Consider the following 23586-nt stretch of genomic DNA (forward strand, 5'->3'; position numbering starts at 1 on the left):
TGGAGCGGCCGATCCCGACTCCGCTCCGCCGGTGTCAGAGATGCGCAGCGGCCTCGGTGAGCACGGAGCGGAGGATCTGCTCCATCTCGTCGAACTGGTCCTGGTCGCAGATGAGCGGCGGAGCCAGCTGGACGACCGGGTCGCCGCGGTCGTCGGCGCGGCAGTAGAGGCCGGCCTCGAACAGGGCCCCGGACAGGAATCCGCGCAGCAGCCGTTCGGACTCGGCCGCGTCGAGGGTCTGCCTGGTGGCCTTGTCCTTCACCAGTTCGATCGCGTAGAAGTAGCCGTCCCCGCGCACGTCGCCCACGATCGGCAGGTCCAGCAGCTTGCCCAGCGTCGACCGGAAGGCGGCTTCGGTGGCGCGCACGTGCTCCAGGACCTGCTCGTCCTTGAAGATCTGCAGGTTGCGCAGCGCCACGGCCGCGGCGACCGGATGACCGCCGAAGGTGTAGCCGTGGGCGAAGGTCGCGGTGCCGTGCTGGAACGGCTCGGCGAGGCGGTCGCTGGCGATCATGGCACCGAGTGGTGCGTAGCCGGACGTGATGCCCTTCGCGCACGTGATGATGTCGGGCTGGTAGCCGTACCGCTCGGCGGCGAACATGTGGCCGAGCCGCCCGAAGGCGCAGATGACCTCGTCGGAGACCAGGAGCACGTCGTGGGCATCGCAGATCTCGCGCACCCGCGGGAAGTAGCCGGGCGGGGGCGTGAAGCAGCCGCCGGCGTTCTGCACCGGCTCCAGGAAGACCGCGGCGACCGTCTCGGGGCCTTCGTTCTCGATCGCGACGGCGATCTGGTCGGCGGCCCAGCGGCCGAACGCCTCCGGGTCCGACCCGTCCAGCAGGCCGCCGGTGATCTCACCGGCGCGGTAGATGTTGGTGTTCGGTACCCGGAAGGTGCTGGGGACCAGCGGTTCGAACTGCTGCTTGAGGCCGGGCAGGCCGGTGACCGAGAGCGCGCCCTGGGTGGTTCCGTGGTAGGCGATCCTCCGGCTGATCACCTTGTGCTTGAGGGGCTTGCCGACGAGCTTGAAGTAGTTCTTCGCCAGCTTCCATGCCGATTCGACGGCTTCCGACCCGCCGGAGGTGAAGAACACCTTGTTGAGGTCGCCGGGCGCCAGGGCGGCCACCTGCTCGGCGAGGTCGATGGCGGCCGGATGGGCGTAGGCCCACAGCGGCATGTAGGCGAGGTCCTTGGCCTGCGTCATCGCGGCTTCCACCAGGTCGGCACGGCCGTGGCCGAGTTGCGAGACGAACAGCCCGGAGAGGCCGTCGAGATACCGCCGGCCCCGCGCGTCGTAGAAGTAGGCGCCTTCACCACGAACGATCACGGGGATCTCGGCGGACTCGTACGATCCCATGCGGCTGAAGTGCAGCCACAGGTGGTCGCGTGCGGCGGCCTGCTGCCTGTCGATCGAGTGCGGAGCCGCCGTGTCCGTCGGCCGCGGAGGGATGGTGTCGGTCATGAGCGTCACGTCCTTTCGACATGAATGTCGTGCGCGGCGGCGCGACCCTGGTCGGGTGCGAACGTTCCTCGCGGACTGCTCCGGGAGATGACCCCATCGTGACGGTGTTCACCCGCCCCCGCGGCCGACAGATCGTCCGATAACAGCGATCTACACAACGAACTGTAAATTTCGCACGCCATGGAGCAGCTACGCCCGAAACTCGAGCTCGCCGAACCGACCAGGGCCGGTGAGGACCGCGACGCCGCCCTCACCCGCGTCCACCGGCCTTACGACGGGGGAGCCTCGGTCACCAGGGTGGGCCCCGCCTGCTCTTCCCAGCGGTCCAGGTAGGTGACGTCCGCGAGGGGGCGGCGGCGGACCGGGCCGTGGTTGCCCTGAGGCCAGCCCACGACGACGTGCCCGGCGAGCATCCAGTCGTCGGGTACTCCGACGGCTTCGCGCAGCAGCGGTTCGCCTCCGTACGAGGCCCAGCTGGTCATGCACGCCCCGAGCCCCTGGGCGCGCGCCGCCAGCAGGAAGTTCTGCATCGCCGGAAAGATCGATCCGCCGAGCAGCAACTCCGACGCGGTGGGAAAGCGCTTCTGGGTGAACAGCACGGACGTGAACTCACCCGCACGATCATGCAGCTCGTACGTCGCCCGGTTGGTTCGCGCGCGCCGGCTGTCGTCGTGATCGTCTGGACGGGTCATCCCGTAGACCGGTTCGATCACCCGCAGCGCCTGTTCCGCCGCCTTCGCGACGACGGCCCGCGACTCCGGCGACCGGAGGACGACGAACCGCCATTCCTGCGCGTTCGCACCGGACGGCGCCCAGGTCGCGGCCCGCAGGCAGCGGCCCAGGGTCGCCTCGTCGACCGGTTTGTCGGTGAACCGGCGGATCGTCCGCGCCGTTGACATCACCGTCCACACGTCGGTGGCTGGTCCCGTCATTCCCGCTCCCACCATCGGCTCCCGTGGCGAAAACAAAACTTACACCACGCAGAAATCTCGTTCTCGTGGGTGGGTGGAATCCCTCCGTGGCACGGTCGCCCGTTGATGTCGCCCCCGTCCGGCGGGCACGGGTGCGGCTCCGCACGCCTTGACGGCACGCCCTAGCCGACCAGGCGGCGGCGCCAGTCCACAGGGGTGACGGTGATGGCCTGGCCAGGATCGTGGTCCCACTCGGCAGGGAGGCCGGCCGCCTGGAGGGCGGCCACGACCTCGTGGCCGACGGCCGCGGTGGTCTCGGGCGAGCCGTCGAAGCCGCCGTACAGGAGCGTCAGTCCGTGGCCGGCCGCGGCGGAGTCCGTGCACTGGGTGTGGAAGTAGACGAAGCCGCGGGCGCCGGGTTCGCTTTCGCCGCCGATCTCGGCCTGGCCGCAGCTGCGGCAGCAGGTGAAGTTCTCGCGGGCGGTGATACCGGACTCCTCCAGGGCGGTGAACGCGCGGGTGAGCCGCTCGGGGTCGGTCTCGCCCCGCCAGCCGGCCTGCTCCGCGACGCGTTCCAGCCACAGCCGGTCGACCAGCGCCGCCGCCTGCGCACGCGAGACGGGCCGGCGGTTCTCGGTGACCAGGTAGTCCTCGGCGATCTCGGTCAGTTCGGGGCGGGAGGCGTAGCCGCCGGCCAGCACCTCGCGGACGCGCCTCTCCAGCTCCCGGCGCTCACCTTCGTCGAGGTCGAGCGGCGGCACCTCCTGGACGGGGCCCAGATCCAGCCGCGACCAGGCCAGCCCGGCGTCCCAGCCGGCCTCCTGACGAGCCCAGGCGGTCAGCGCCCCGATCACCGTCTCGGGCCCGCCGGCCGCCGCCTGGAAGTGCCGGTCGGCGGCACCGTCGCGGTGCTCCAGCGTGTAGTCGCAGTCGGCCTCGTGCCAGACCTGGGCGAAGACGCCCGGCAGGTCGGGTACCCGCTGGAGGACCAGGAACCGGTCACCGGCACCGCCGATCCGCCGGACCAGCCCGGCCAGCCCCTCGGCGGACACCCGGACGTGCCGCTCCTCGTTCTCCGTCTTCACCACGATCTCGAGCATGCGCGAACTCTGACACACCCGGCCGAGGCCGTCATCCGAGCCGCCCGCCGGCCGTCACCGCGAACCCCGAGCCCGGTAGTAGGTCACCTCCGGCGCGCCGCTCAGCAGGGACTTCAGACCGTCCAGAAGCGCCTCGCCCGCCGGGGACGTCAGAGCCCGCTCCGGCGCCTGATCATCGACCCAGTCGATGATCAGGACCACCTCCTGCCCGCCCTCCTGCACGAGGACGCGGGACGCCGCCAGCTCCGCTTGCGCGAAGTACGCGTGACCGTCCAGGAACGCGAGCAGCGCGTCCTCACCACCGGCCGCGACCGGCATCCGGACGGTCTCTACCAGGCGAAACAGTTCGGACATGGACCCACTGTACGCAGCCCGGGAACCGGGCGAACCGGCCCGGCGCCGATCACCGCCCACGCCCGGGGTACACTCGGCCGGCCCGGTCGTCGATGTGATCGTGGTGAGCTACCGCCGGCATGTTGAAATCCGGCAAGTCAAAGGACTACCATCAGTCCATTAAATAACTGAAGATTGCTGACGACCCGAAGCGGGAGAGTCCGCCCCCGCAAGGGAGCGGCGCCGAAGGAGCAACTCTCCCCAGAATCTCTCAGGCCCCGTACCGCTTCGGTGAGGCGACTCTGAAAAGTCCGGATCCGGCGATCCGGCACCCACGGTGCAAACCATCCATCCGGTGGTGAACCTCTCAGGTACCGATGACAGAGCGGGGAGGCCCACGCTCCGCGCCGCACCCCGGCGCGCCGACCAGGGAGGCCTCCCGCCGTGTCCCCATCCTCTCCTGCCCGCGGGTTCGCGGACCCGGACGCGCCGCGCAACGCCAGGACGACCCCGCTGCACGAGACCCACCGCCGGCTCGGGGCGACCTTCACCGACTTCTCGGGCTGGACGATGCCGGTCCGCTACGGGTCCGAGATCTCCGAACACCACGCCGTGCGCACCACCGCCGGGCTCTTCGACCTCTGCCACATGGGCGAGATCGAACTCACCGGCCCCGAGGCCGCGCGCGCCCTCGACCACGCCCTGGTGGGCAGGCCCTCGCGGATCGCCGTGGGGCGCGCCCGCTACACCATGATCTGCGACGAGAGCGGCGGGATCCTGGACGACCTCGTCGTCTACCGCCTCGCCGAGCAGCACTTCCTGGTCGTCGCGAACGCCGGCAACGCCGAGGTGGTCGCGGCGGAGCTGGGCACCCGCGCCCGCAGGTTCGACGCCGTCGTGGCGGACACGTCGGCGCGCTGGTCCCTGCTCGCGGTCCAGGGCCCGCGCTCCGCGGCGATCGTCGCCGAGGTCGTGCCGCTGGACGTGACCGGCCTGAAGTACTACGGGATCGACGCCACCACGCTCTCCGGCCGGGACGTGCTGATCGCCCGCACCGGCTACACCGGCGAGGACGGCTTCGAGGTCTACTGCGCGCCCGAGGACGCGGCCGCGATCTGGAAATCCCTCGCCGAGGCCGGCGACCGGCACGACCTGGTGCCCGCGGGGCTGGCCTGCCGGGACACGCTGCGCCTGGAAGCCGGCATGCCCCTGTACGGCCAGGAGCTCGACCGGACGCGCACCCCGTTCGACGCCGGCCTCGGCCGGGTCGTGGTTTTCGACAAGGACGACGGATTCGTCGGTGCCGCGGCGCTCGCCGCCCGCCGGGACCGGGCACCGGAGCAGATCCTCGTGGGGCTGCGGGCCGCGGGCCGGCGCGCGCCGCGGGCCGGTTACGACGTCCTGGACCCGGCCAGCGGCCGTCCGGTCGGCCGGGTGACCAGCGGCGCGCCCTCGCCGACCCTGGGACACCCGATCGCGCTGGCCTACGTGCCGGCCGAGCTCGCCGAGCCCGGCACCCCGCTCGCGGTCGACATCCGGGGGACCAGCGCCGCGGTCGAGGTCGTCACCCTCCCCTTCTACCGGCGCGGCACCTGACCCGCGCCCCGAACAGACACCAGCGAAGGAGCAGTTCATGCCCGTCCCGGCCAACCTCCGGTACACCGCCGAGCACGAGTGGGTCGACCTCTCCGGCGACACGGCGACCGTCGGCATCACGGCGTACGCGGCCGACGCGCTCGGCGACGTCGTCTACCTGGAGCTCCCCGCGGTCGGTTCGGTGATCGCCGCCGGCACGGGGTGCGGCGAGATCGAGTCGACCAAGTCCGTCAGCGAGCTCTTCGCCCCGGTCGACGGGGAGGTCGTCGAGTTCAACCAGCAGGCCGTGGACGACCCCGGCCTGCTGAACACGGACCCGTTCGGCGCCGGCTGGCTGTTCCGCGTCCGCCTCACCGGACCCGCCGACCTCCTCGGCGCGGACGAGTACGCCGCGCTCACCGGGGGTGCGTGAGATGAGCACTTTGCACCGGTCGCTCGCCGACCTCGACCCCGCCGTCCACGACGCCATCCAGGCCGAGCTCCGGCGGCAGCAGGAGACGCTCGAGATGATCGCGAGTGAGAACTTCGCCCCGCGTGCCGTCATGCAGGCGCAGGGCTCGGTCCTCACCAACAAGTACGCCGAGGGGTATCCCGGCCGGCGCTACTACGGCGGCTGCGAGCACGTGGACGTCGTCGAGCAGCTCGCCATCGACCGCGCGCGGGCGCTCTTCGGCGCCGAGTACGCGAACGTGCAGCCGCACTCGGGGGCGCAGGCGAACGCCGCGGTGATGTACGCCCTGCTCGACCCCGGTGACCAGATCCTCGGGCTCGACCTCGCCCACGGCGGGCATCTCACCCACGGGATGCGCCTCAACTACAGCGGGAAGCTCTACCGCGCGGTCGCCTACCACGTCCGGGAGTCCGACTTCCGGGTCGACATGGCGGAGGTCGAGCGGCTGGCCCTGGAGACCCGGCCGCGGCTCATCGTGGCCGGGTGGTCGGCGTACCCGCTGCACCTCGACTTCGCCGAGTTCCGGCGGATCGCCGACCTGGTCGGCGCCTTCCTCATGGTGGACATGGCGCACTTCGCCGGCCTGGTCGCCGCGGGTGAGCACCCGAACCCGGTCCCGTACGCCGACGTCGTCACCACCACCACCCACAAGACCCTGGGCGGTCCGCGGGGCGGCGTGATCCTGACCAACCGCGCGGACCTCGCCAAGAAGTTCAACTCGGCGGTCTTTCCCGGGCTGCAGGGCGGTCCGCTGGAGCACGTCATCGCCGGCAAGGCGGTCGCCTTCCACGTGGCCGCGACCGAGGAGTTCCGCGACCGGCAGCGGCGCACGGTCCGCGGCGCCCGGATCCTCGCCGAGCGGCTGACCGCCGAGGACGTGCGCGCGGCAGGGATCTCCGTGCTGACCGGCGGCACCCAGGTCCATCTCGTCGTGGCCGACCTCCGCGAGTCCGCTCTCGACGGCCGCCAGGCCGAGGACCGGCTCCACTCGATCGGGGTCACGGTCAACCGGAACGCCGTCCCCTTCGACCCCCGGCCGCCGATGGTCTCCTCCGGGTTGCGGCTGGGCACCTCGGCCCTGGCGACCCGTGGCTTCGGTGATGCCGAGTTCTCCGAGGTCGCCGACATCATCGCGCGGTCGCTGGCGGGTGAGCCGACGGCGGACGCCGCCGGCGGGCTCCGCGCCAGGGTGGCCGGGCTGACGGCTCGCTTCCCGCTCTACCCCGGGCCGTCGGAGTGACCGGCGCGGCGCCGGCCGCCGGGGCCGCGCCGGACGGGCGCAGGCCGCTCCGCCTGGAGGTGCGCAATGCGGAGACACCGATCGAGAGGCGGGGCACGACATGCCGCTGAGCGCGTTCGACCTGTATTCGATCGGGATCGGGCCTTCGTCCTCGCACACGGTCGGCCCGATGCGGGCGGCGAAGCGCTTCGTCGACGGTCTCGGCGCCGACGGGCTCCTCGGCTCGGTGGTCCGGGTGCGCTGCGAGCTCTTCGGTTCCCTCGGCGCGACCGGTCACGGCCACGGGTCGGAGAAGGCGGTGATCCTCGGCCTGGAGGGCGAGACACCGGCGATGGTCGACACCGCCACCGCGGACGGCCGGGTGGCCGCCGTGCGGGCCGGGGCCGGCATCGCGCTGGCCGGGCACCACCGGGTCGCCTTCGACGCCGACCGGGATCTGGTGCTCCACCGCCGGCGTTCCCTCCCGGCGCACCCGAACGGCATGCTCTTCACCGCGTTCGACACCTCGGGCGTGCTGCGCGAACGCACCTACTACTCGGTGGGCGGCGGGTTCGTGGCCGACGAGTCCGCCGTCGGCGCGGACCGCGTCGTCCTCGACACGACGCCGGTGCCGTACCCCTTCACGACGGCCGCGGAGCTCCTGGAGATCTGCGCCCGGGAGGGGATCCGGATCAGTGACGTGGTGCTGGCGAACGAGCTGGCCTGGCGCAGCGAGGCGGAGGTACGCGCCGGTCTCCTCGAGATCTGGTCGGTGATGCAGTCGTGCGTCACCGCCGGCTGCGGCCGCGAGGGCATCCTCCCCGGCGGGCTCCGCGTCCCACGCCGGGCGCCGGCGCTGTACCGGGACCTGTCGGCGCGGACCGGTACCGGCGACCCGTTGCAGGTGCTGGACTGGGTCAACCTGTTCGCGCTGGCCGTCAACGAGGAGAACGCCTCCGGGGGCCGCGTCGTGACCGCGCCGACGAACGGGGCGGCCGGGATCATCCCGGCGGTCCTGCACTACTACGTGCGGTTCGTGCCCGGCGCCGACGACGACGGTGTGGTCCGCTTCCTGCTCACCGCCGCCGCGATCGGCATGCTCTTCAAGGAGAACGCGTCCATTTCCGGGGCGGAGGTGGGTTGCCAGGGCGAGGTCGGCTCGGCCTGCTCGATGGCGGCCGGTGCCCTGTGCGAGGTGCTCGGCGGTGCGGCGGCCCAGGTGGAGAACGCGGCCGAGGTCGGTATCGAGCACAACCTGGGTTTGACCTGCGACCCCATCGGCGGGCTGGTCCAGATCCCGTGCATCGAGCGGAACGCGATCGCGTCGGTGAAGGCCATCAACGCGGCCCGGCTCGCGATCAACGGCACCGGTGCGCACAAGGTGAGCCTCGACGACGCCATCCGCACGATGCGCGAGACCGGCCGCGACATGCACGTGAAGTACAAGGAGACGGCGCGGGGCGGGCTCGCGGTCAACGTCATCGAGTGCTGAGGGGCGTCCGGACCTCCGGGCACGGGCCGGGGGACCGCGCGCCGAAACAAATGGTAGGATTCTCGACCATTAGAACGGTTTGCGATCTCGAGTAGCCCGTGCACCGGGGTCGCCGCGGCAATCGACCCGAAGGTGCATGCCCGTGATGAGCAGCAAGAACCCGCGCCTCCTCAGCCTCGACGACCTCAGGGACCGGATCGGTGCGGGCGCGATCGACACGGTGGTGGTCGCCTTCACCGACATGCAGGGGCGCCTCCAGGGCAAGCGGCTGCACGCGGCGTACTTCCTCGACGTGGTCGCGGAGCACGGGAGCGAGGGATGCAACTACCTGCTCAGCGTCGACATCGAGATGAACACGGTCGCCGGCTACACGATGAGCTCCTGGGAGCAGGGCTACGGCGACATGGAGTTCGCACTGGACTTCGACACGATCCGGCTGCTCACCCACCTGCCCAAGACCGCGATGATCCAGTGCGACCTCCGCTGGCCCGACCACAGCACTGTGGTCCAGTCACCGCGGTCGATCCTGCGCGCCCAGGCGGAGAAGGCCGCGCGGGCCGGCTTCCGCGCGCTCGCCGGGACCGAACTGGAGTTCATCGTCTTCGACACCACCTACGAGGAGGCGTGGCGCTCCCACTACCGGGACCTGCCGCCGGCGAACCAGTACAACGCCGACTACTCGATCCTCGGCACCACCCGGGTCGAGCCGCTGCTGCGTGACATCAGGAACACCGCGTACGCGGCCGGGATGAACGTCGAAGGCGCGAAGGGGGAGTGCAACCTCGGCCAGCACGAGATCGGGTTCCTCTACGACGACGTGCTGGTGACCGCGGACAACCACGCCGTCTACAAGACCCTGGCCAAGGAGATCGCCGCCCAGCACGGCAAGGCGCTGACCTTCATGGCGAAGTACAACGAGCGCGAGGGCAGCTCCTGCCACATCCACCTGTCGCTGCGGAACGAGGACGGCTCGATCGCGTTCGGGGACGAGGCCGGCCCCACCCCCGTCCACGACCACTTCGTCGCCGGGATCCTCGCCACGATGCGTGACTTCACGCTGCTCTACGCGCCCAACGTCAACTCCTACAAGCGGTTCGTCGAGGGCTCGTTCGCGCCGACGACGATCGCCTGGGGCACCGACAACCGGACCTGCGCGCTGCGGCTCGTCGGGGCGGGCGCGAGCGCCCGGGTGGAGAACCGGGTTCCCGGCGGCGACACCAACCCCTACCTCGCCCTGGCGGCGATGCTCGGCGCCGGACTGCACGGCATCGAGAACCGCCTGGAGCTCGAACCCGAGCAACGGGGCAACGCCTACGCCGCGGACCGGCCGAAGATCCCGACGACCCTGCGGGACGCGCGCAACGCGTTCCACGGCTCCGCCGTCGCCCGGAGCATCCTCGGCGACGAGGTCGTCGACCACTACACGAACATGGCCGATGTCGAGCTGAAAGCCTTCGACGCCGCCGTCACCGACTGGGAGCTGCGTCGCAGCTTCGAGCGGATGTGACCGAGCCGCGCACCCGAACACCAACGCATCCATCCCCCGAGGAGACGTGTTGAGCGACACCTACACCGTCGTCAACCCCGCGAACGAGCACGCGATCGCCGAGGTCGAACTGGCCGACCTCGCCGCCACCGACGCCGCCATCGAGCGTGCCGCGGCCGCCTTCCCGTCCTGGCGCGCGATCGCGCCGGGCGAACGCGCCCGGCTGCTGCGGCGGTTCGCCGCGGTCGTCGAGGAACACCTCGACGAACTCGCCGAGACGGAGGTGCGCAACGCGGGGCACACCTGGGGCAACGCGCTCTGGGAGGCGGGCAACGTCCGCGACGTGCTCAACTACTACTCGGCCACGCCGGAGCGGCTCACCGGTCACCAGATCCCGGTCGCCGGCGGTCTCGACGTCACCCATCACGAGCCGCTGGGCGTCGTCGGCGTGATCGTGCCGTGGAACTTCCCGATGCCGATCGCCGCCTGGGGCTTCGCGCCCGCGCTGGCCGCCGGCAACACCGTCGTCCTCAAGCCCGCCGAGCCGACCCCGCTGACGGCGATCCGGCTCGGGGAACTGGCTCGCGTGGCGGGCATCCCGGACGACGTGTTCATCGTGGTGCCCGGGCGAGGGGAGGTGGTCGGCCGGCGGTTCGTGACCCACCCCGCCGTACGGAAGGTCTGCTTCACCGGCTCCACCGAGGTCGGCAAGCAGATCATGGCGGGCTGCTCGGAGCAGCTCAAACGGGTGACGCTCGAACTCGGCGGCAAGAGCGCCAACATCGTCTTCGCCGACGCCGACCTGGCCAGGGCGGCGGCGTCCGCGCCGGGCGCCGCCTTCGACAACGCCGGGCAGGACTGCTGCGCCCGGTCCCGGATCCTGGTCGAGCGCCCGGCGTACGACGAGTTCCTCGCGCTGCTGGAGCCGGCGGTGGCCGGTGTCCGCGTGCTCGACCCGGCCGATCGGGCCAGCGAGATGGGACCGCTGATCTCGGCACCGCACCGGGCCAGGGTGCGGAGCTACCTGGACGGTGCGGAGGTCGCGTTCACCGGTTCGGCGCCGGACGGTCCCGGCTACTGGTGCGCGCCCACGGTGGTGCTGACCGAGGATCCGGGTGCCCGGCTCTGGCGCGAGGAGATCTTCGGCCCGGTGGTGGCGGTGATGCCGTTCGACGACGAGGCGCACGCCGTCGAGCTCGCCAACGACACCGAGTTCGGCCTCTCGGGGTCGATCTTCACCCGCGACGTCGGCCGGGCCCTGCGGGTCTCGCGCGCCGTCGAGGCCGGGAACCTGAGCGTGAACTCGCACGCGTCGGTGCGCTACTGGACTCCCTTCGGCGGGTTCAAGCAGTCGGGCATCGGCCGTGAGCTCGGCCCGGACGGCGCGCACTCCTTCACCGACGTCAAGAACGTCTTCTTCTCCACCGACTGAAAGAGAACGATCAGCATGGCAGGACGCATCGAGGGCAAGACCGCCGTCGTCACCGGCGGCTGCTCCGGCATCGGCCGGGCGACCGTCCGGCGCTTCGCCGCGGAGGGCGCCAAGGTCGTCATCGGCGACCTGGACGACGTCCGGGGACCGGAGGTCGCAGCCGAGGCCGGCGGTACCTACGTGAACGTCGACGTCACCGACCCCGCTCAGGTGGACACGCTGTTCAAGGTCGCCAAGGACACCTACGGGACCGTCGACATCGCGTTCAACAACGCGGGCATCTCGCCGCCGGAGGACGACTCGATCCTGGAGACGGATCTGGACGCCTGGAAGCGGGTGCAGGAGGTCAACCTCACCAGCGTCTACCTGTGCTGCAAGGCGGCGCTGCCGTACATGCTGGAGCAGCGGTCCGGCTCGATCATCAACACCGCGTCGTTCGTCGCGGTCATGGGCGCCGCGACCTCGCAGATCTCCTACTCCGCCTCGAAGGGCGGGGTGCTCTCGATGAGCCGGGAGCTCGGCGTCCAGTTCGCCCGCGACGGCGTCCGGGTGAACGCGCTGTGCCCGGGGCCGGTGAACACCCCGCTCCTCCGGGAACTCTTCGCCAAGGACCCGGAGCGGGCGGCCCGGCGCCTGGTCCACGTCCCGGCCGGCCGTTTCGCCGAGCCCGAGGAGATGGCCAACGCCGTCCTGTTCCTGGCCTCCGACGAGGCCAGCTTCATCACCGCCTCGACCTTCCTGGTGGACGGCGGCATCTCGGCCGCCTACGTGACGCCGCTGTGACCCGGCCGGTGGTCGGCATCTCGACCTATCGCGAGACCGCGCGCTGGGGCGTCTGGTCCACCACGGCGGACGTGCTGCCGGCCGACTACGCCCGCTCCGTCGAGGCGGCCGGAGCGGTGCCGGTCCTGCTGCCGCCGAACGACCCGTCCGGGGCGGCCCGCGTGGTCGAGCGGATCGACGGCCTGGTCATCGCCGGCGGGTCGGATGTGGAACCGGCCCGGTACGGGGCCGAGCCGCACGCCCGGACGAAGGGCTGGCGTCCCGGCCGGGACGCCTGGGAGCTCGCCCTCCTCGACGCGGCGGCGGCGCGGCCCGACCTTCCGGTGCTCGGCATCTGCCGGGGCATGCAGCTCATGGCGGTCCATGCCGGCGGGACCCTCGACCAGCACGTGCCGGACCTGGTGCGGTCGCAGCTCCACTCACCCGGTGGGGACTCCTTCGGGCGGGTCGCGGTGACCACCGTCGCCGCGACCCGGGTCCGGGCGATGCTGGGGCGGACGGTGGAGGTCGGCTGCCACCATCACCAGTCCGTCCGCGACCATCCCGGGTTCGTCCCGGCGGGGTGGGCCACCGACGGGACTCTCGAGGCGATCGAGGACCCGGACCACCCGTTCCGGATGGCGGTCCAGTGGCATCCGGAGACCCGCGCGGACGCCGGGATCTTCGCGGCGTTCGTGGCCGCCGCCAAAGGTCGGGAACCGAGCCATGGAACGCCGGATCGTCGTGCCAATTCGGCCTCGGGGTTTGTCATCGACCGGTCAGCGAGTCAAGAATGGCCGGGTGTTCGCTAGCCTCCCGTGGTCGGTAGACCACCCATTCGACCTCCGACCGGCGCGCGCCGGCTCCAGCGGGACGTCCGGGGGGAGGCCATGAGCAGCATCCCGGCCGAGTCGGCGAGCGACGCGCTCCTCCGCCCGATCCGATCAGGGAACGCGTTCGAGGAAACAGTCGAGCGCCTGCTGCAGATGGTGCGACTCGGGGTGTACGCCCCCGGGGAGTCGCTGCTGCCCGAACGTGAGCTGGCCAGGCGCCTGGGGGTCAGCCGGGACACCGTGCGCGAGGCGATCCGCTCCCTGGCGGAGGCCGGCTACCTGGTCACCACGCGCGGCCGGTACGGGGGCACGTTCCTCGCCGAGAACCTGCCGAAGGCCGAGCCCGTGACCCCCGGCCACCGGACCGAGGCCGATGTCGATGATCTCCTGACCGTGCGTGAGCTGCTCGAGGTCGGAGCGATCAGGATGGCGTCGCGGCGTTCGCTGAGCGCGGCGGAGCGTGACCTGCTCTGGACGCGCCTCACCGACGTGATGGAGGCGACGCCGGAGGCCTACCGTCGGCTCGACTCCCGGTTGCACCTGACCTTCGCCGAGCTGGTCGGGGCGCCGTCGCTCACCGCGCTGGTCGCCGACAACCGGATGCTGATCAACCAGATGCTCGACCAGATCCCGCTGCTCGAGCGGAACATCGCCCATTCCAACGAGCAGCATCACGTGATCGTGCTCGCCGTTCTCACGGGTGACCAGGACCGAGCCGTCCAGGCAATGGAAGAACATCTGGCCGGTACGGCCGCTCTTCTCCGCGGCTTCCTGGGCGATTCGACGGCCATTGATCGGACTGCGACGCCGAGCGACTGCTGATAAGTGCAGGTCCTCGCCGTTCCAGCCGGTCCGGCAGGGCGGGAAGATGTGCGTTATCGAATCGTAATGGATGGTTGAAATACCTTTGGGGTAGCATCCTGCCCATTCAGCCAGGCAGGACAGGCCTACCCCGAGGGACGTGCCAGATGCCCTTTGACGGACCAGCGTCCGACGCGGTGCTCGCGGACGACCACGTGCCGGCGCACCGCGGCCCGGTCGCCTCGGTGCGCGATCTGGCGGTGGCGTTCCACCGGGACGGCGCGGACCTGTACGCGCTGCGCGGCGTCAGCCTCGAAGTCCGGGCGGGGGAGGTGCTCGCCATCGTCGGCGAGTCCGGATCCGGCAAGAGCGTCCTCGGGTCCGCCCTGATGGGCCTGCTGCCGTCGAACCTGCGGGCACTGTCGGGCGAGGTCACCGTCGACGGGGTGGACATGCTCCACGGTCCCGAGCGGGCCCGGCGCCGGGTCCGGCGGCTCAGCCTCGGCGGCGTCTTCCAGGACCCGATGAGTTCGCTGAACCCGACGCAGCGCATCGGCCGCCAGCTCTTCGAGGTGACGCGCTCCGACGAGGAGTCGGTGCGGCTGCTCCACGCCGCGGGCGTGCCCGAGGCGGAACAGCGGCTCCGCAGCTACCCGCACGAACTCTCCGGCGGCCTCCGCCAGCGGGTGATGATCGCGCTGGCGATCGCGGGCGACGTGAAGCTGGTCATCGCCGACGAGCCCACGACGGCCCTGGACGTCAGCGTGCAGGCGCAGATCCTGGAACTCCTGCGCGAGCTGTGCGACCGCCTCAGCCTCGCGATCTTCTTCGTCACCCACGACCTCGGCGTCGCCAGCCGGCTCGCCGACCGGATCGCCGTCATGTACGGCGGCCGGATCGCGGAGATCGGCTCGGCCCACGACGTCCTGGCCCACCCCTCGCACCCCTACACCCGGGCACTCCAGCGGGCGCGGCTCACCCTCCAGACGGAGCGCGACCGCGAGGTGGTGGCGCTGCCCGGCGAGCCCCCGGACCCGTCCCAGGTGATCGCCACCTGCCCGTTCGCGCCGCGCTGCGGTCACCACCTGGAGGTCTGCGACGACGGCCTGCCAGTTCTCCGGCCGTCGGTGACGACGGCGGCGCTGACCGCCTGCGTCCGTGCGGCCGACCTCCCGGCCCTCGCGACCGGCTCGCCGCACGGTGACGTCCTCGCCCCGATGCCACCGGTCACCGACCCGACTCCCGTCGTCGAGGTCACCGCCGCCCGCAAGTCCTACACCCTCGGCCGCGGCCGGCACGCCCTGGTGACGCACGCCCTCGACGGCGTCGACCTCTCCGTCGGCCCGAATGAGGCGCTGTCGATCGTCGGGTTGAGCGGATGCGGGAAGTCCACCCTGCTGCGGGCGATCGCCGGCCTGCTGCCCCTGGACTCGGGCTCGATCACCTACCACGTGCAGACCCGCCCGCAGATCGTCTTCCAGGACGCCGGTTCGTCGCTGACACCGTGGCTCACCCTCGGCGAGCTGATCGGCGAGCGGCTCCGCGGCAACGACATGACCAAGGCCGAGCGCCGCGAGGCCGTCGCGGCGACGATGCAGCGGGTCGGGCTCAACCCGCGGCTCGCCTCCGCCCGGCCGGGGCAGCTCTCCGGCGGGCAGCGGCAGCGGGCGGCGATCGCGCGGGCCGTGGTGGTCCCGCCCAGCCTGCTGCTCTGCGACGAGCCGACCTCGGCGCTGGACGTCTCGCTGGCGGCGACCGCGCTCAACATGCTCGCGGAGCTCCGCCGCGAGCTCGGCATGGCGATGCTCTTCGTGACCCACGACCTCGCGGCCGCCCGGCTGGTCGGCGACCGCATCGTGGTCATGGAGGCCGGCCGGATCGTCGAAAACGGGCCCACCGACGAGGTGGTGTCCAGCCCCCACCACGAACTCACCCGGCAGCTCCTCGCCGCGGTTCCCCAGGCGCGCGCCACCGGCTAACCCGTGAACGGATAACAGCGCCGCGCCGGCCCGCCCGGTGACCACCGGAACGAACACCCCGAGTACGTGCCTCACCATGCCTGCTCAACGAAAGGTTGGACCCATGACCCGTATCCGAGGCCGCGTGCTGGCGGGATCGGTAGCGCTGATCGCCGCGTTCGCGCCGGCCGCGTGTTCGTCCGGGGACGGGGACTCCTCCTCCGGCGCCACCATCGGTTCGGACTCCCTTCCGCAGACCAAACTCACCACCCTCAAGGTCGGCTGGTCCTACCAGGACATGACCCTCGACCCGGCCACCTTCTACGGCAGCGTCGGTTTCGCCACGATGGGCGCCCTCTACGAGGGGCTGGTCGCCTACGCACCGCGCAGCGGTGAGATCGTGCCGCAGCTCGCGACCAAGTGGAAGGTCTCTCCCGACGGGCTCACCTACACCTTCACCCTCCGCGAGGGCGCCACCTTCCACGACGGCACCCCGGTCGACGCCGAGGCCTTCCGGTACAGCTTCCAGCGCTTCATCGACGTCAAGGGCGCGCCGTCGTACATGCTCGGCGACGTCGCGAAGTTCCAGACTCCCGACCCGAAGACCTTCGTGATCGAGCTGAAGAAGCCGAACAACGCGCTGCTCGACTACCTCGCCTCCTACGTCGGGCCGAAAGCGATGAGCCCGACCCTGCTGAAGGCGAACGCCGGCCGCGACAACGGCCAGACCTTCCTGGTGAAGAACGACGCCGGCTCGGGCCCGTACGTCCTCTCCGACGTGGTCATCGACAAGGGCCTGACCCTCAAGGCGGCGCCGAAGTACTGGGGCGAGAAGCCGAAGATCCCGCAGATCCAGGTCTCGGTGGTGCCCGACATCACCGACCAGGTCCTCCGGCTGCGCAACGGCGACCTGGACCTGATCGACTCGCAGGTGCCGCCGAACCTCGCCCAGCAGCTCCGCAAGGACGGCAACCTCTCGGTGACCGCCTACGCCTCGGTGGTCAAGCCCACCGTCTGGATCAAGGACAGCGGGATCTTCCGCGACAAGGCGACCCGCGAGGCGCTGATCCAGGCGGTCGACCGCTCGGTGATCGCCAAGGGCGCCTTCGGTGCCGAGGCGACCCCGTCGAAGAGCCTGATCCCGATCACCATGGTCGGCGGCGACATCACCAGCGACGACCCCGGGTACGACCCGAGCAAGCTGAAGTCGATCGTCGGGGGCCTGGGCTCGATCCAGCCGATCGTGGTCGGCTACCGGGACAGCCTGGCCCGCGACGCGCTGGCCGCCCAGCTGATCCAGACCCAGCTGCAGGCGGCCGGTCTCAACGCCACCGTGCGCGGCTACGGTCCCGAGTTCTACGGGTTCGCCGCCGACACTTCGAAGGCACCCGACCTGATGGTGCTCGGCATCAACTCCGACGCGAACACGCCCGCGGCCTGGCTCAAGGCGTACTTCGCGACGGGCGGGTCGCTGACCATGAACGGCGTCTCGACGCCGGCCGGCGACGAGGCCCTGAACAAGGCGATCGCGGCCACCGACCCGGCCGAGGCCAAGCGCCTGTACGGCGAGGCGGCGACCGCCTACGCGGACTCGGCGTTCTTCTTCACCCTGGCCGACGTGAAGTCCTACATCTACGCGCACAAGAAGGTCGGTCCGGTTCCGTACACCGCGGCCAACCCGTTCGGGCCCTACTACGCCGAAGTGGGCGAGGCTCCGTGAGGGTTCTGCCCCTGGCCCGGCGGCGACCGATGACGCGCAAGGCCCTGTGGCTGAGCGCCGGGTCGCTGGGGGTGATCACGGTGTTCGCCGTGGTCGCCCCCGCGCTGGCCCCTCATGATCCGGCCCTTCCGATCGGGGTCCCGCTGTCCCCGCCGTTCGGTGACACCGGTGTGCTCGGCACCGACCAGGTCGGGCGGGACGTCCTCAGCCGGGTGCTGGGCGGCATGTCCGCGAGCTGGCTCGCCGCGCTCGCGCTGGTCGTGGTCATCGCCGGCGTCGGCAGCCTGGTCGGTGTGGTCGCCGGCTACCTGGGCGGCTGGGTCGATCGCGCGCTGATGGCGCTCGTCGACTTCTTCCTCGCGCTGCCCGCGGCCATCCTGGCGGTCGTCATCGCCGCGGTGCTCGGCCCGTCCCTGCGTAACGCCCTGATCGCCATCGGCGTGCTGAGCTGGCCCTACTACGCCCGGCTGGTCCGCGCGGAGGTGCGCGCGATCGCGGCGCGGCCTCACCTCGAAGCCGCCAAGCTGGCGGGGAACGGCCATCTGCGGCTCATGCTCCGGCACCTGCTGCCCGGAGCGTGGCCGGTCATCCTGGTGACGATCACGCTCGACCTCGGCGGCATCATCACGATGCTGGCCGGGCTCTCGTTCCTCGGCCTCGGCCGCCCGGCGCCGGCGCCGGAACTCGGCGCCATGGCCGCGCAGGGGCTGCCCTACCTGCTGACCCAATGGTGGATCCCGGTGGTCCCGGCCGTCGCGGTCACCTGCCTGGCGCTCGTCGCGAACCTGGCCGGCGACGCCCTCCGATCCCAGCTGAAAGCGCAGTGACAATGGCGAGGTTCCTGGTTCGAAGGCTGGCCACGGCCCTGGTCGTCCTGGTGCTGATGGTCGCGGCCCTGTTCGCGCTCCAGCAGTTCAGCCCGGCCGATCCCGCACGTGCCATGGTCGGCGACCGAGCGACTCCCGAAGCGCTCGAAAACGCCCGCGCGGAACTCGGGCTCGACCAGCCGTTCGTGCCCCGGCTGACGACGTATCTGGGCGACGTCGCGCACGGCGACCTCCAGACGTCGTACCGGACGAAGCAGCCGGTGGCCGCCGACCTGCGGTCCACCCTCCCGGCGACCCTGGAGCTGCTGGCCGTCGCGGCCGTCTTCGCGGTTCTCGCGGGGATGCTCCTGGGTCTCCTGACCGCCCGCGGGGGGTGGATCGTCGGCGGGGTGCGCGCGACGATGCTCGCCGGCGCCTCGGTCCCGATCTTCCTGCTCGGGCTGCTCTTCCTGCTGGTCCTCTACGACGGGCTCGGCTGGCTGCCGGGGTCGGGCCGGAGTTCGGGCGAGCTCCCGGAGGGTCCCACCGGCTTCCTGACGATCGACACGCTGCTGCACGGTCAGCTCGGTGGCTTCTGGGACGCCCTCACCCACCTGATCATGCCCGCGGTGGCCCTGGCCGCGGGCCCGTCGGTCGGCATCGGCCGCTCGTTCGGCAGCGCGCTGACCACCGCGCTCAATTCCGACTACGTCAAGACCGCCCGCCTGAAAGGGCTCAGCTGGACCGGGATCGTCTTCAAGCACGCGTTCCGCAACTGCCTGAACTCCGCGCTGGCCATGACCGGCCTCATGTTCGGGGTCATGCTCGGAACGATCGCCATCGTGGAGCAGATCTTCGCCTGGCCCGGCGTGGGCAACTACCTGTCGATCTCCATCCGCACCACCGACGTCCCCGCGATCACGGGTGTGGCGATCGTCTTCGGCACGATCTTCATCACGCTCAACGCGCTGGTCGACATCCTGCAGACGGTCGCGGACCCCCGGATCAGCCTCGATCCGGTCAGCTGACGAGGAGCCAGTTGATGCAGCATCGCCATGCCGACGTCGTCGTCGTCGGAGCCGGCCTCGCCGGCCTCTCCGCGGCCCGGCAGGCCCGTTCCCGGGGTCTGAGCGTGGTCCTCCTGGAGGCGCGCGACCGTGTCGGCGGGAAGACCTGGAACCGGGAGCTGCCGGACGGGCTGGCCGTCGAGGGCGGCGGCCAGTGGATCGGCCCGGACCAGCACCACGTGAACCGGCTCGTCCGCGAGCTCGGGCTGGAGACCTACCCGACCTTCATGGCGGGCGACAGCATCCGCCTGGTCGGCGGCACGGCCCGCCGGTTCGATCCGGACGCCGACCCGTGGACCGACGCGGAACGGGCCGACATCGAAAGCGCGATCAAGGCGCTGGAAGAGCTGGCCCGGTCGGTCGACCCGCGGTCTCCGTGGGACGACCCGGTCGCGGTCGACCTCGACAAGATCACCTTCGACGCCTGGCTCACCGCGACGGCGCGGACCCCGGCCGCTCGCGAGTTCTTCGCCGGCTTCCTCGCCGGCATCTGGGCGGCGAACGTCTGGGAGGTCTCGCTGCTGCACATCGTCCTCGGCGTCGCCGGCGCGGGTGCCGACATCGCCCGCATGACCGGGGTGGCGGGCGCCGCGCAGCAGGACCGCATCCTCGGGGGCTCGCAGCAGATCGCCCTCGCGATGGCGCGCGAGCTCGGGCCGGACGTGGTGCTCGGCGCCCCGGTCCGGGCCATCGAGCAGGACGCGGCGGGCGTCGTCGTCCGGGCCGACGGCATCGAGGTCGGCGCGGCCCACGCCGTCGTGGCGGTCGCCCCGGCGCTGGCCGCCCGGATCCGGTACACCCCCGACCTGTCCTTCGGCCGGGACCTATTCACGCAGCGAGCCGCGATGACCACGACGATCAAGATCCATGTGGTGTACGAGACGCCGTTCTGGCGGGCGAGCGGCCTGTCGGGTGAACTGCGCTCGCCGGGGTCCACGCTGGCGCTCACCTTCGACAACACCCCCGCGGGCAGCGACCTCGGGGTGATCGTCGGGTTCGTGGAGGCGGCCCGGGCCACCGCGTTCCGCAGGTGGGAGGAGAGCCGGCGCCACGAGCTGGTCCTGGACCAGCTGGCCCTGGCGTTCGGCGAGCGCGCACGGACACCGCTGCGGATCATCGAGGTCGACTGGACCGCCGAGCCGTGGTCCCGCGGCGCGCACCAGCTCGTGATGGCGCCCGGCACCTGGTCGAGCCTCGGACGCCACACCCGCGAGCCGGAGGGGCGCATCCACTGGGCCGGCGCGGAGACCGCGACCGAGTGGATGTGCTACATGGACGGTGCCGTCTCCTCCGGAAAGCGGGCGATCGACGAGATCGCCGGCGCCGCGAAGGCACGCTGATGCGCCGCCTCCTGCGGGCCTTCCTCAGATGGCGGGCGAAGGAGATCGCCGATCAACGGGACTGCCGGCACGACGGGAAGCCGCCGTACTGCATGAACTGCGCGTGCCTCCGGTCGCCGATGCCCTGAGCGGGCGCCGAACCAACCCATGCCGCGATCGGTCCGGCCGATCGCGCTGCTGCCGACGAAAGGGCATTCCATGGACATGCACCGGGAGGACCTCCCGTCCTACTGGCTTTATGCGGCGGAGGCACGGGCGTCCGACGCGCTGCAGGGTGACCGGGAGGTCGACTACTGCATCGTGGGCGCGGGACTGACCGGCCTGTGGACGGCGTACTACCTCTCGGTCGCCGACCCGGGCGCCCGGATCGCGGTGGTGGAGCGGCGGATGGCCGGGTTCGGCGCCTCCGGGCGCAACGCGGGGTGGTTGAGCTCGGAGTTCGACGGCAGGTTCGAGGACATGGCCGAGCGCGGTGGCCGCGCGGCCGTGGCGGCGATGCATCACGCGATGAACGAGACGTTCGACGTGGTGGTCGAGACCTGCCGGGCCGAGGGGATCGACGCCGACCTCCACCACGGCGGCATCATCCGGTTCGCCCAGAACCGGGCCCAACTGGTCCGGGTGCGGGCGGCGTTCGAGAAGCGGCAGGCATGGGGGGCCGACGCGGGCTACTCCTGGCTCTCCGGCGGCGAGGTGCGCGAGCGCGTCGGCGTCCACGGCGTCCTGGGCGGCTACGCCAACGAGTACGGCGCCCGGGTGCAGCCGGCCAAGCTGGTCCGCGGTCTGCTGGAAGTCGTCCGGCGCCGTGGCGTCCGGGTCCACGAGGACACCGAGGCACAGCGCATCGAGCCGGGCCGCGTGGTCACCGCCCGGGGCACCATCACGGCACCGATCGTCGTACGCGGGGTCGAGGCGTATCTGGTCGGCCTCCCGGGGCACCGCCGGGACGTGCTGCCCATGCAGTCGTCCGTCATCCTCACCGAGCCGATCCCGGCCGAACTCCGCCCCGGGGTCGCCTGGTCGAACGCGGAGCTGATCGCCGACGGCGCGAACGCCTACGCGGCGGCCCAGCTCACTCCGGACTGGCGGATCGTGATGGGCGCGCGCGGCATCCTGCCGAAGTACGGGTACGGCTCCACCCTCGATCACGAGGGCGTGACCACCGAGCGGGCGCGACGCCATCTCTTCGAGGCGGTCGTCAACTGGTTCCCGCAGCTACGCGACCTGGGCATCAGCGACTCCTGGTGCGGAGTCCTGGCGATCCCGCGGGACTGGACGCCGTCGGTCGACTTCGACCCGGCCACCGGCCTCGCCGGCGCCGGCGGGTACGTCGGCAGCGGCGTCAGCACCACGAACCTGGCCGGCCGGACCCTGGCCGACCTGGTGACCGGCAAGAGCACCGAGCTCACCACGCTCCCGTGGGTCAACCGCCCGACCCGGCGGTGGGAGCCGGAGCCGCTGCGCTGGGCCGGAGTGAACGCGATGACGAAGCTCTACCGCGCCGCCGATCGGCGCGAGCAGGCCGGCCTCGACCGCCCGAGCCGCCTGAGCCGGATCGGTGCCATGGTCACCGGCCGCTGAGCGACCTCCGCCGGGAACATCGAAGGGAACCTTTCATGACCACCTCGATCGAGCTCGTCCGGTCGTACCTGGAATCGCTGCGCGGGCGGCGGGAACCCGGCTTCGAGGAGGCGCTTCGCCGTCACCTCACCGAGGACGCGATCTGCGTCGAGGCCGAGATGATCCCCTGGGGCGGTGTCTGGCGGGGGATCGACGGCTATCTGGGTGTCTTCGACGCGCTCCAGGAAGCCGTCGAGAAGGCGCCCGGTGTCGATGCCACCCGGGTCGGCAGCGAGATCGGCGTCCTCGTGGGGGAGGGCGACACGGTCTTCCGCGAGTTCACGTTGACGCTCGGCGGAACGGACGGCACCGACCACGTCATGCCGGGCGCCGAGACGTACACGATCACCGACGGCAGGATCTCGGCGATCCGCGTCTACTTCCAGGACACGGCGTACCTGAACCAGATCCTGTCCGCCGACATCCGGGGCCGGCAGAACCTTTAAAGCACGACAAACCAACCTATTGACATAGTGAAGGTTCTTCGATGTACTGAAGATGTATTCGGAAGGAAGGCGAGCCCGTGAGCGACGAAGCGCCCGGCACCTCCACGGCGGCGAACGCGAACAAGCGTGAGCTCGTGGAACGGCTGGGCACGGAGTTGCGGGCTCTCCGCAAGGAACGCCGGCTGACGCTGGAGGGGCTGAGCAAGCGCGCCGGCGTCAGCATGGGGCTGCTGAGCCAGATCGAGCGCGGTAACGGCAACCCGTCGTTCAACACTCTCGCCGACCTGGCGCACGCCCTGGAGGTGCCGATCGGCCGCCTCCTGCACAACTCCGACCTGCAGTCCCCGGTGGTGCGCGCCGGGGAGCGCAGGACCCTCGACCTCCACGAGCCGGACTCACAGGCGGTGCACCAGCTGCTGACTCCGTCGCTCCGCGGGCCGCTCGAGGCCCTGTGGGTGGAGGTGCCCCCGGGGCACGACACCTCGAAGACCCCCTACGTGCACGAGGGGGTCGAGTTCGGCCTCGTGCTGCAGGGCACCCACGAGGTCACCGTGGACGGGCAGGTCCACGTGCTCGAAGCGGGTGACTCGATCACCTTCCAGAGCTCGCTGCCCCATTCCTATCGGAACATCGGCAACGAGCGCGTGATCGCCGTCTGGGTGGTCACACCGCCGACCTTCTAGCTGCACACCCCCACACACCTTCACCCGCACGACCTCATCGGACGCCGAGCACGGCGCCCGCTGGTCAA

The 23586-nt window shown here is 71.3% G+C and carries 21 protein-coding genes and 1 riboswitch; of the genes, 17 read left to right on the top strand and 4 right to left on the bottom strand.

Annotated elements, in window-relative coordinates:
• Positions 1 to 34 precede the first annotated feature (34 nt).
• The 4 genes from DPM19_RS01005 to DPM19_RS01020 form a co-directional block, all read right to left on the bottom strand.
• Complete coding sequence (locus DPM19_RS01005) at positions 35 to 1462, bottom strand: aspartate aminotransferase family protein (protein WP_111862829.1); 1428 nt, start codon at positions 1460 to 1462, stop codon at positions 35 to 37.
• Between the two features lie 269 nt (positions 1463 to 1731).
• A complete protein-coding gene (locus DPM19_RS01010) occupies positions 1732 to 2394 on the bottom strand; it encodes a nitroreductase family protein (protein WP_111862830.1) in 663 nt (220 codons plus the stop codon).
• 161 nt (positions 2395 to 2555) lie between these two features.
• Positions 2556 to 3473: a DUF6891 domain-containing protein gene (locus DPM19_RS01015; protein WP_111862831.1), complete on the bottom strand. Its 918-nt coding sequence runs from the start codon at positions 3471 to 3473 to the stop codon at positions 2556 to 2558.
• Positions 3474 to 3527: 54 nt separating this feature from the next.
• The gene (locus tag DPM19_RS01020) at positions 3528 to 3827 is read right to left on the bottom strand and encodes a putative quinol monooxygenase (protein WP_111862832.1); all 300 of its coding nucleotides are present in this window, start codon (positions 3825 to 3827) and stop codon (positions 3528 to 3530) included.
• A 181-nt stretch (positions 3828 to 4008) separates the two neighbouring features.
• A riboswitch (glycine riboswitch) is annotated at positions 4009 to 4102 on the top strand.
• 148 nt (positions 4103 to 4250) lie between these two features.
• On the opposite strand from DPM19_RS01020, the gene gcvT reads away from it, so the two are divergent.
• The 17 genes from gcvT to DPM19_RS01105 all read left to right on the top strand — a co-directional run bounded on the left by gcvT (position 4251) and on the right by DPM19_RS01105 (position 23518).
• Complete coding sequence (gene gcvT / locus DPM19_RS01025) at positions 4251 to 5402, top strand: glycine cleavage system aminomethyltransferase GcvT (protein WP_111862833.1); 1152 nt, start codon at positions 4251 to 4253, stop codon at positions 5400 to 5402.
• Between the two features lie 37 nt (positions 5403 to 5439).
• Positions 5440 to 5814 carry a glycine cleavage system protein GcvH gene (gcvH, locus tag DPM19_RS01030; protein WP_111862834.1) on the top strand — a complete coding sequence of 125 codons (375 nt, stop codon included), beginning with the start codon at positions 5440 to 5442 and terminating at the stop codon, positions 5812 to 5814.
• A gap of 1 nt (position 5815) precedes the next feature.
• On the top strand, positions 5816 to 7093 hold the full coding sequence (gene glyA, locus DPM19_RS01035; RefSeq protein WP_111862835.1) for a serine hydroxymethyltransferase: 1278 nt from the start codon (positions 5816 to 5818) through the stop codon (positions 7091 to 7093).
• Positions 7094 to 7193: 100 nt separating this feature from the next.
• A complete protein-coding gene (locus tag DPM19_RS01040; RefSeq protein WP_111862836.1) occupies positions 7194 to 8564 on the top strand; it encodes an L-serine ammonia-lyase in 1371 nt (456 codons plus the stop codon).
• Positions 8565 to 8709: 145 nt separating this feature from the next.
• The gene (locus DPM19_RS01045) at positions 8710 to 10071 is read left to right on the top strand and encodes a glutamine synthetase family protein (RefSeq protein WP_111862837.1); all 1362 of its coding nucleotides are present in this window, start codon (positions 8710 to 8712) and stop codon (positions 10069 to 10071) included.
• A 49-nt stretch (positions 10072 to 10120) separates the two neighbouring features.
• Entirely contained in the window at positions 10121 to 11482 is a 1362-nt protein-coding gene (locus tag DPM19_RS01050; RefSeq protein ID WP_111862838.1) for an aldehyde dehydrogenase family protein, read from the top strand.
• A gap of 15 nt (positions 11483 to 11497) precedes the next feature.
• Positions 11498 to 12265 carry a 3-oxoacyl-ACP reductase gene (locus tag DPM19_RS01055; RefSeq protein ID WP_111862839.1) on the top strand — a complete coding sequence of 256 codons (768 nt, stop codon included), beginning with the start codon at positions 11498 to 11500 and terminating at the stop codon, positions 12263 to 12265.
• Positions 12262 to 13056 (top strand): gamma-glutamyl-gamma-aminobutyrate hydrolase family protein, encoded by a 795-nt coding sequence (locus tag DPM19_RS01060; RefSeq protein WP_111862840.1) that lies wholly within the window; start codon positions 12262 to 12264, stop codon positions 13054 to 13056. Before DPM19_RS01055 ends, DPM19_RS01060 begins: the two co-directional genes overlap by 4 nt.
• A gap of 78 nt (positions 13057 to 13134) precedes the next feature.
• Positions 13135 to 13899, top strand: a complete 765-nt coding sequence (locus DPM19_RS01065; RefSeq protein ID WP_111862841.1) for a FadR/GntR family transcriptional regulator — start codon at positions 13135 to 13137, stop codon at positions 13897 to 13899.
• A gap of 146 nt (positions 13900 to 14045) precedes the next feature.
• Complete coding sequence (locus tag DPM19_RS01070) at positions 14046 to 15857, top strand: dipeptide ABC transporter ATP-binding protein (RefSeq protein WP_111862842.1); 1812 nt, start codon at positions 14046 to 14048, stop codon at positions 15855 to 15857.
• A gap of 103 nt (positions 15858 to 15960) precedes the next feature.
• Complete coding sequence (locus tag DPM19_RS01075; protein ID WP_158566665.1) at positions 15961 to 17556, top strand: ABC transporter substrate-binding protein; 1596 nt, start codon at positions 15961 to 15963, stop codon at positions 17554 to 17556.
• A complete protein-coding gene (locus tag DPM19_RS01080; RefSeq protein ID WP_146778710.1) occupies positions 17553 to 18383 on the top strand; it encodes an ABC transporter permease in 831 nt (276 codons plus the stop codon). The genes DPM19_RS01075 and DPM19_RS01080 overlap by 4 nt, the downstream gene beginning before the upstream one ends.
• A 2-nt stretch (positions 18384 to 18385) precedes the next feature.
• On the top strand, positions 18386 to 19390 hold the full coding sequence (locus tag DPM19_RS01085) for an ABC transporter permease (RefSeq protein ID WP_158566666.1): 1005 nt from the start codon (positions 18386 to 18388) through the stop codon (positions 19388 to 19390).
• A gap of 14 nt (positions 19391 to 19404) precedes the next feature.
• Positions 19405 to 20769 (top strand): flavin monoamine oxidase family protein, encoded by a 1365-nt coding sequence (locus tag DPM19_RS01090; RefSeq protein ID WP_111862846.1) that lies wholly within the window; start codon positions 19405 to 19407, stop codon positions 20767 to 20769.
• A gap of 198 nt (positions 20770 to 20967) precedes the next feature.
• Complete coding sequence (locus tag DPM19_RS01095; protein WP_158566667.1) at positions 20968 to 22350, top strand: NAD(P)/FAD-dependent oxidoreductase; 1383 nt, start codon at positions 20968 to 20970, stop codon at positions 22348 to 22350.
• Positions 22351 to 22385: 35 nt separating this feature from the next.
• Positions 22386 to 22835, top strand: coding sequence for a nuclear transport factor 2 family protein (locus DPM19_RS01100; RefSeq protein ID WP_111862848.1), 450 nt, complete (start codon positions 22386 to 22388; stop codon positions 22833 to 22835).
• Positions 22836 to 22912: 77 nt separating this feature from the next.
• Positions 22913 to 23518, top strand: a complete 606-nt coding sequence (locus DPM19_RS01105) for a helix-turn-helix domain-containing protein (RefSeq protein ID WP_199484761.1) — start codon at positions 22913 to 22915, stop codon at positions 23516 to 23518.
• Positions 23519 to 23586 lie beyond the last annotated feature (68 nt).

It is taken from the genome of Actinomadura craniellae, assembly GCF_003289645.1.
GTDB lineage: Bacteria > Actinomycetota > Actinomycetes > Streptosporangiales > Streptosporangiaceae > Actinomadura_D > Actinomadura_D craniellae.

Bases quoted from the DNA above. Each gene is read 5' to 3' on its own strand.
- gcvH (WP_111862834.1), top strand. From the start codon at position 5,440: ATGCCCGTCCCGGCCAACCTCCGGTACACCGCCGAGCACGAGTGGGTC.
- DPM19_RS01040 (WP_111862836.1), top strand. From the start codon at position 7,194: ATGCCGCTGAGCGCGTTCGACCTGTATTCGATCGGGATCGGGCCTTCG.
- DPM19_RS01005 (WP_111862829.1), bottom strand. From the start codon at position 1,462: ATGACCGACACCATCCCTCCGCGGCCGACGGACACGGCGGCTCCGCAC.
- DPM19_RS01055 (WP_111862839.1), top strand. From the start codon at position 11,498: ATGGCAGGACGCATCGAGGGCAAGACCGCCGTCGTCACCGGCGGCTGC.
- DPM19_RS01095 (WP_158566667.1), top strand. From the start codon at position 20,968: ATGGACATGCACCGGGAGGACCTCCCGTCCTACTGGCTTTATGCGGCG.
- DPM19_RS01085 (WP_158566666.1), top strand. From the start codon at position 18,386: ATGGCGAGGTTCCTGGTTCGAAGGCTGGCCACGGCCCTGGTCGTCCTG.
- DPM19_RS01075 (WP_158566665.1), top strand. From the start codon at position 15,961: ATGACCCGTATCCGAGGCCGCGTGCTGGCGGGATCGGTAGCGCTGATC.
- DPM19_RS01100 (WP_111862848.1), top strand. From the start codon at position 22,386: ATGACCACCTCGATCGAGCTCGTCCGGTCGTACCTGGAATCGCTGCGC.
- DPM19_RS01020 (WP_111862832.1), bottom strand. From the start codon at position 3,827: ATGTCCGAACTGTTTCGCCTGGTAGAGACCGTCCGGATGCCGGTCGCG.
- DPM19_RS01090 (WP_111862846.1), top strand. From the start codon at position 19,405: ATGCAGCATCGCCATGCCGACGTCGTCGTCGTCGGAGCCGGCCTCGCC.
- DPM19_RS01015 (WP_111862831.1), bottom strand. From the start codon at position 3,473: ATGCTCGAGATCGTGGTGAAGACGGAGAACGAGGAGCGGCACGTCCGG.
- glyA (WP_111862835.1), top strand. From the start codon at position 5,816: ATGAGCACTTTGCACCGGTCGCTCGCCGACCTCGACCCCGCCGTCCAC.
- DPM19_RS01045 (WP_111862837.1), top strand. From the start codon at position 8,710: ATGAGCAGCAAGAACCCGCGCCTCCTCAGCCTCGACGACCTCAGGGAC.
- DPM19_RS01070 (WP_111862842.1), top strand. From the start codon at position 14,046: ATGCCCTTTGACGGACCAGCGTCCGACGCGGTGCTCGCGGACGACCAC.
- DPM19_RS01065 (WP_111862841.1), top strand. From the start codon at position 13,135: ATGAGCAGCATCCCGGCCGAGTCGGCGAGCGACGCGCTCCTCCGCCCG.
- DPM19_RS01010 (WP_111862830.1), bottom strand. From the start codon at position 2,394: ATGACGGGACCAGCCACCGACGTGTGGACGGTGATGTCAACGGCGCGG.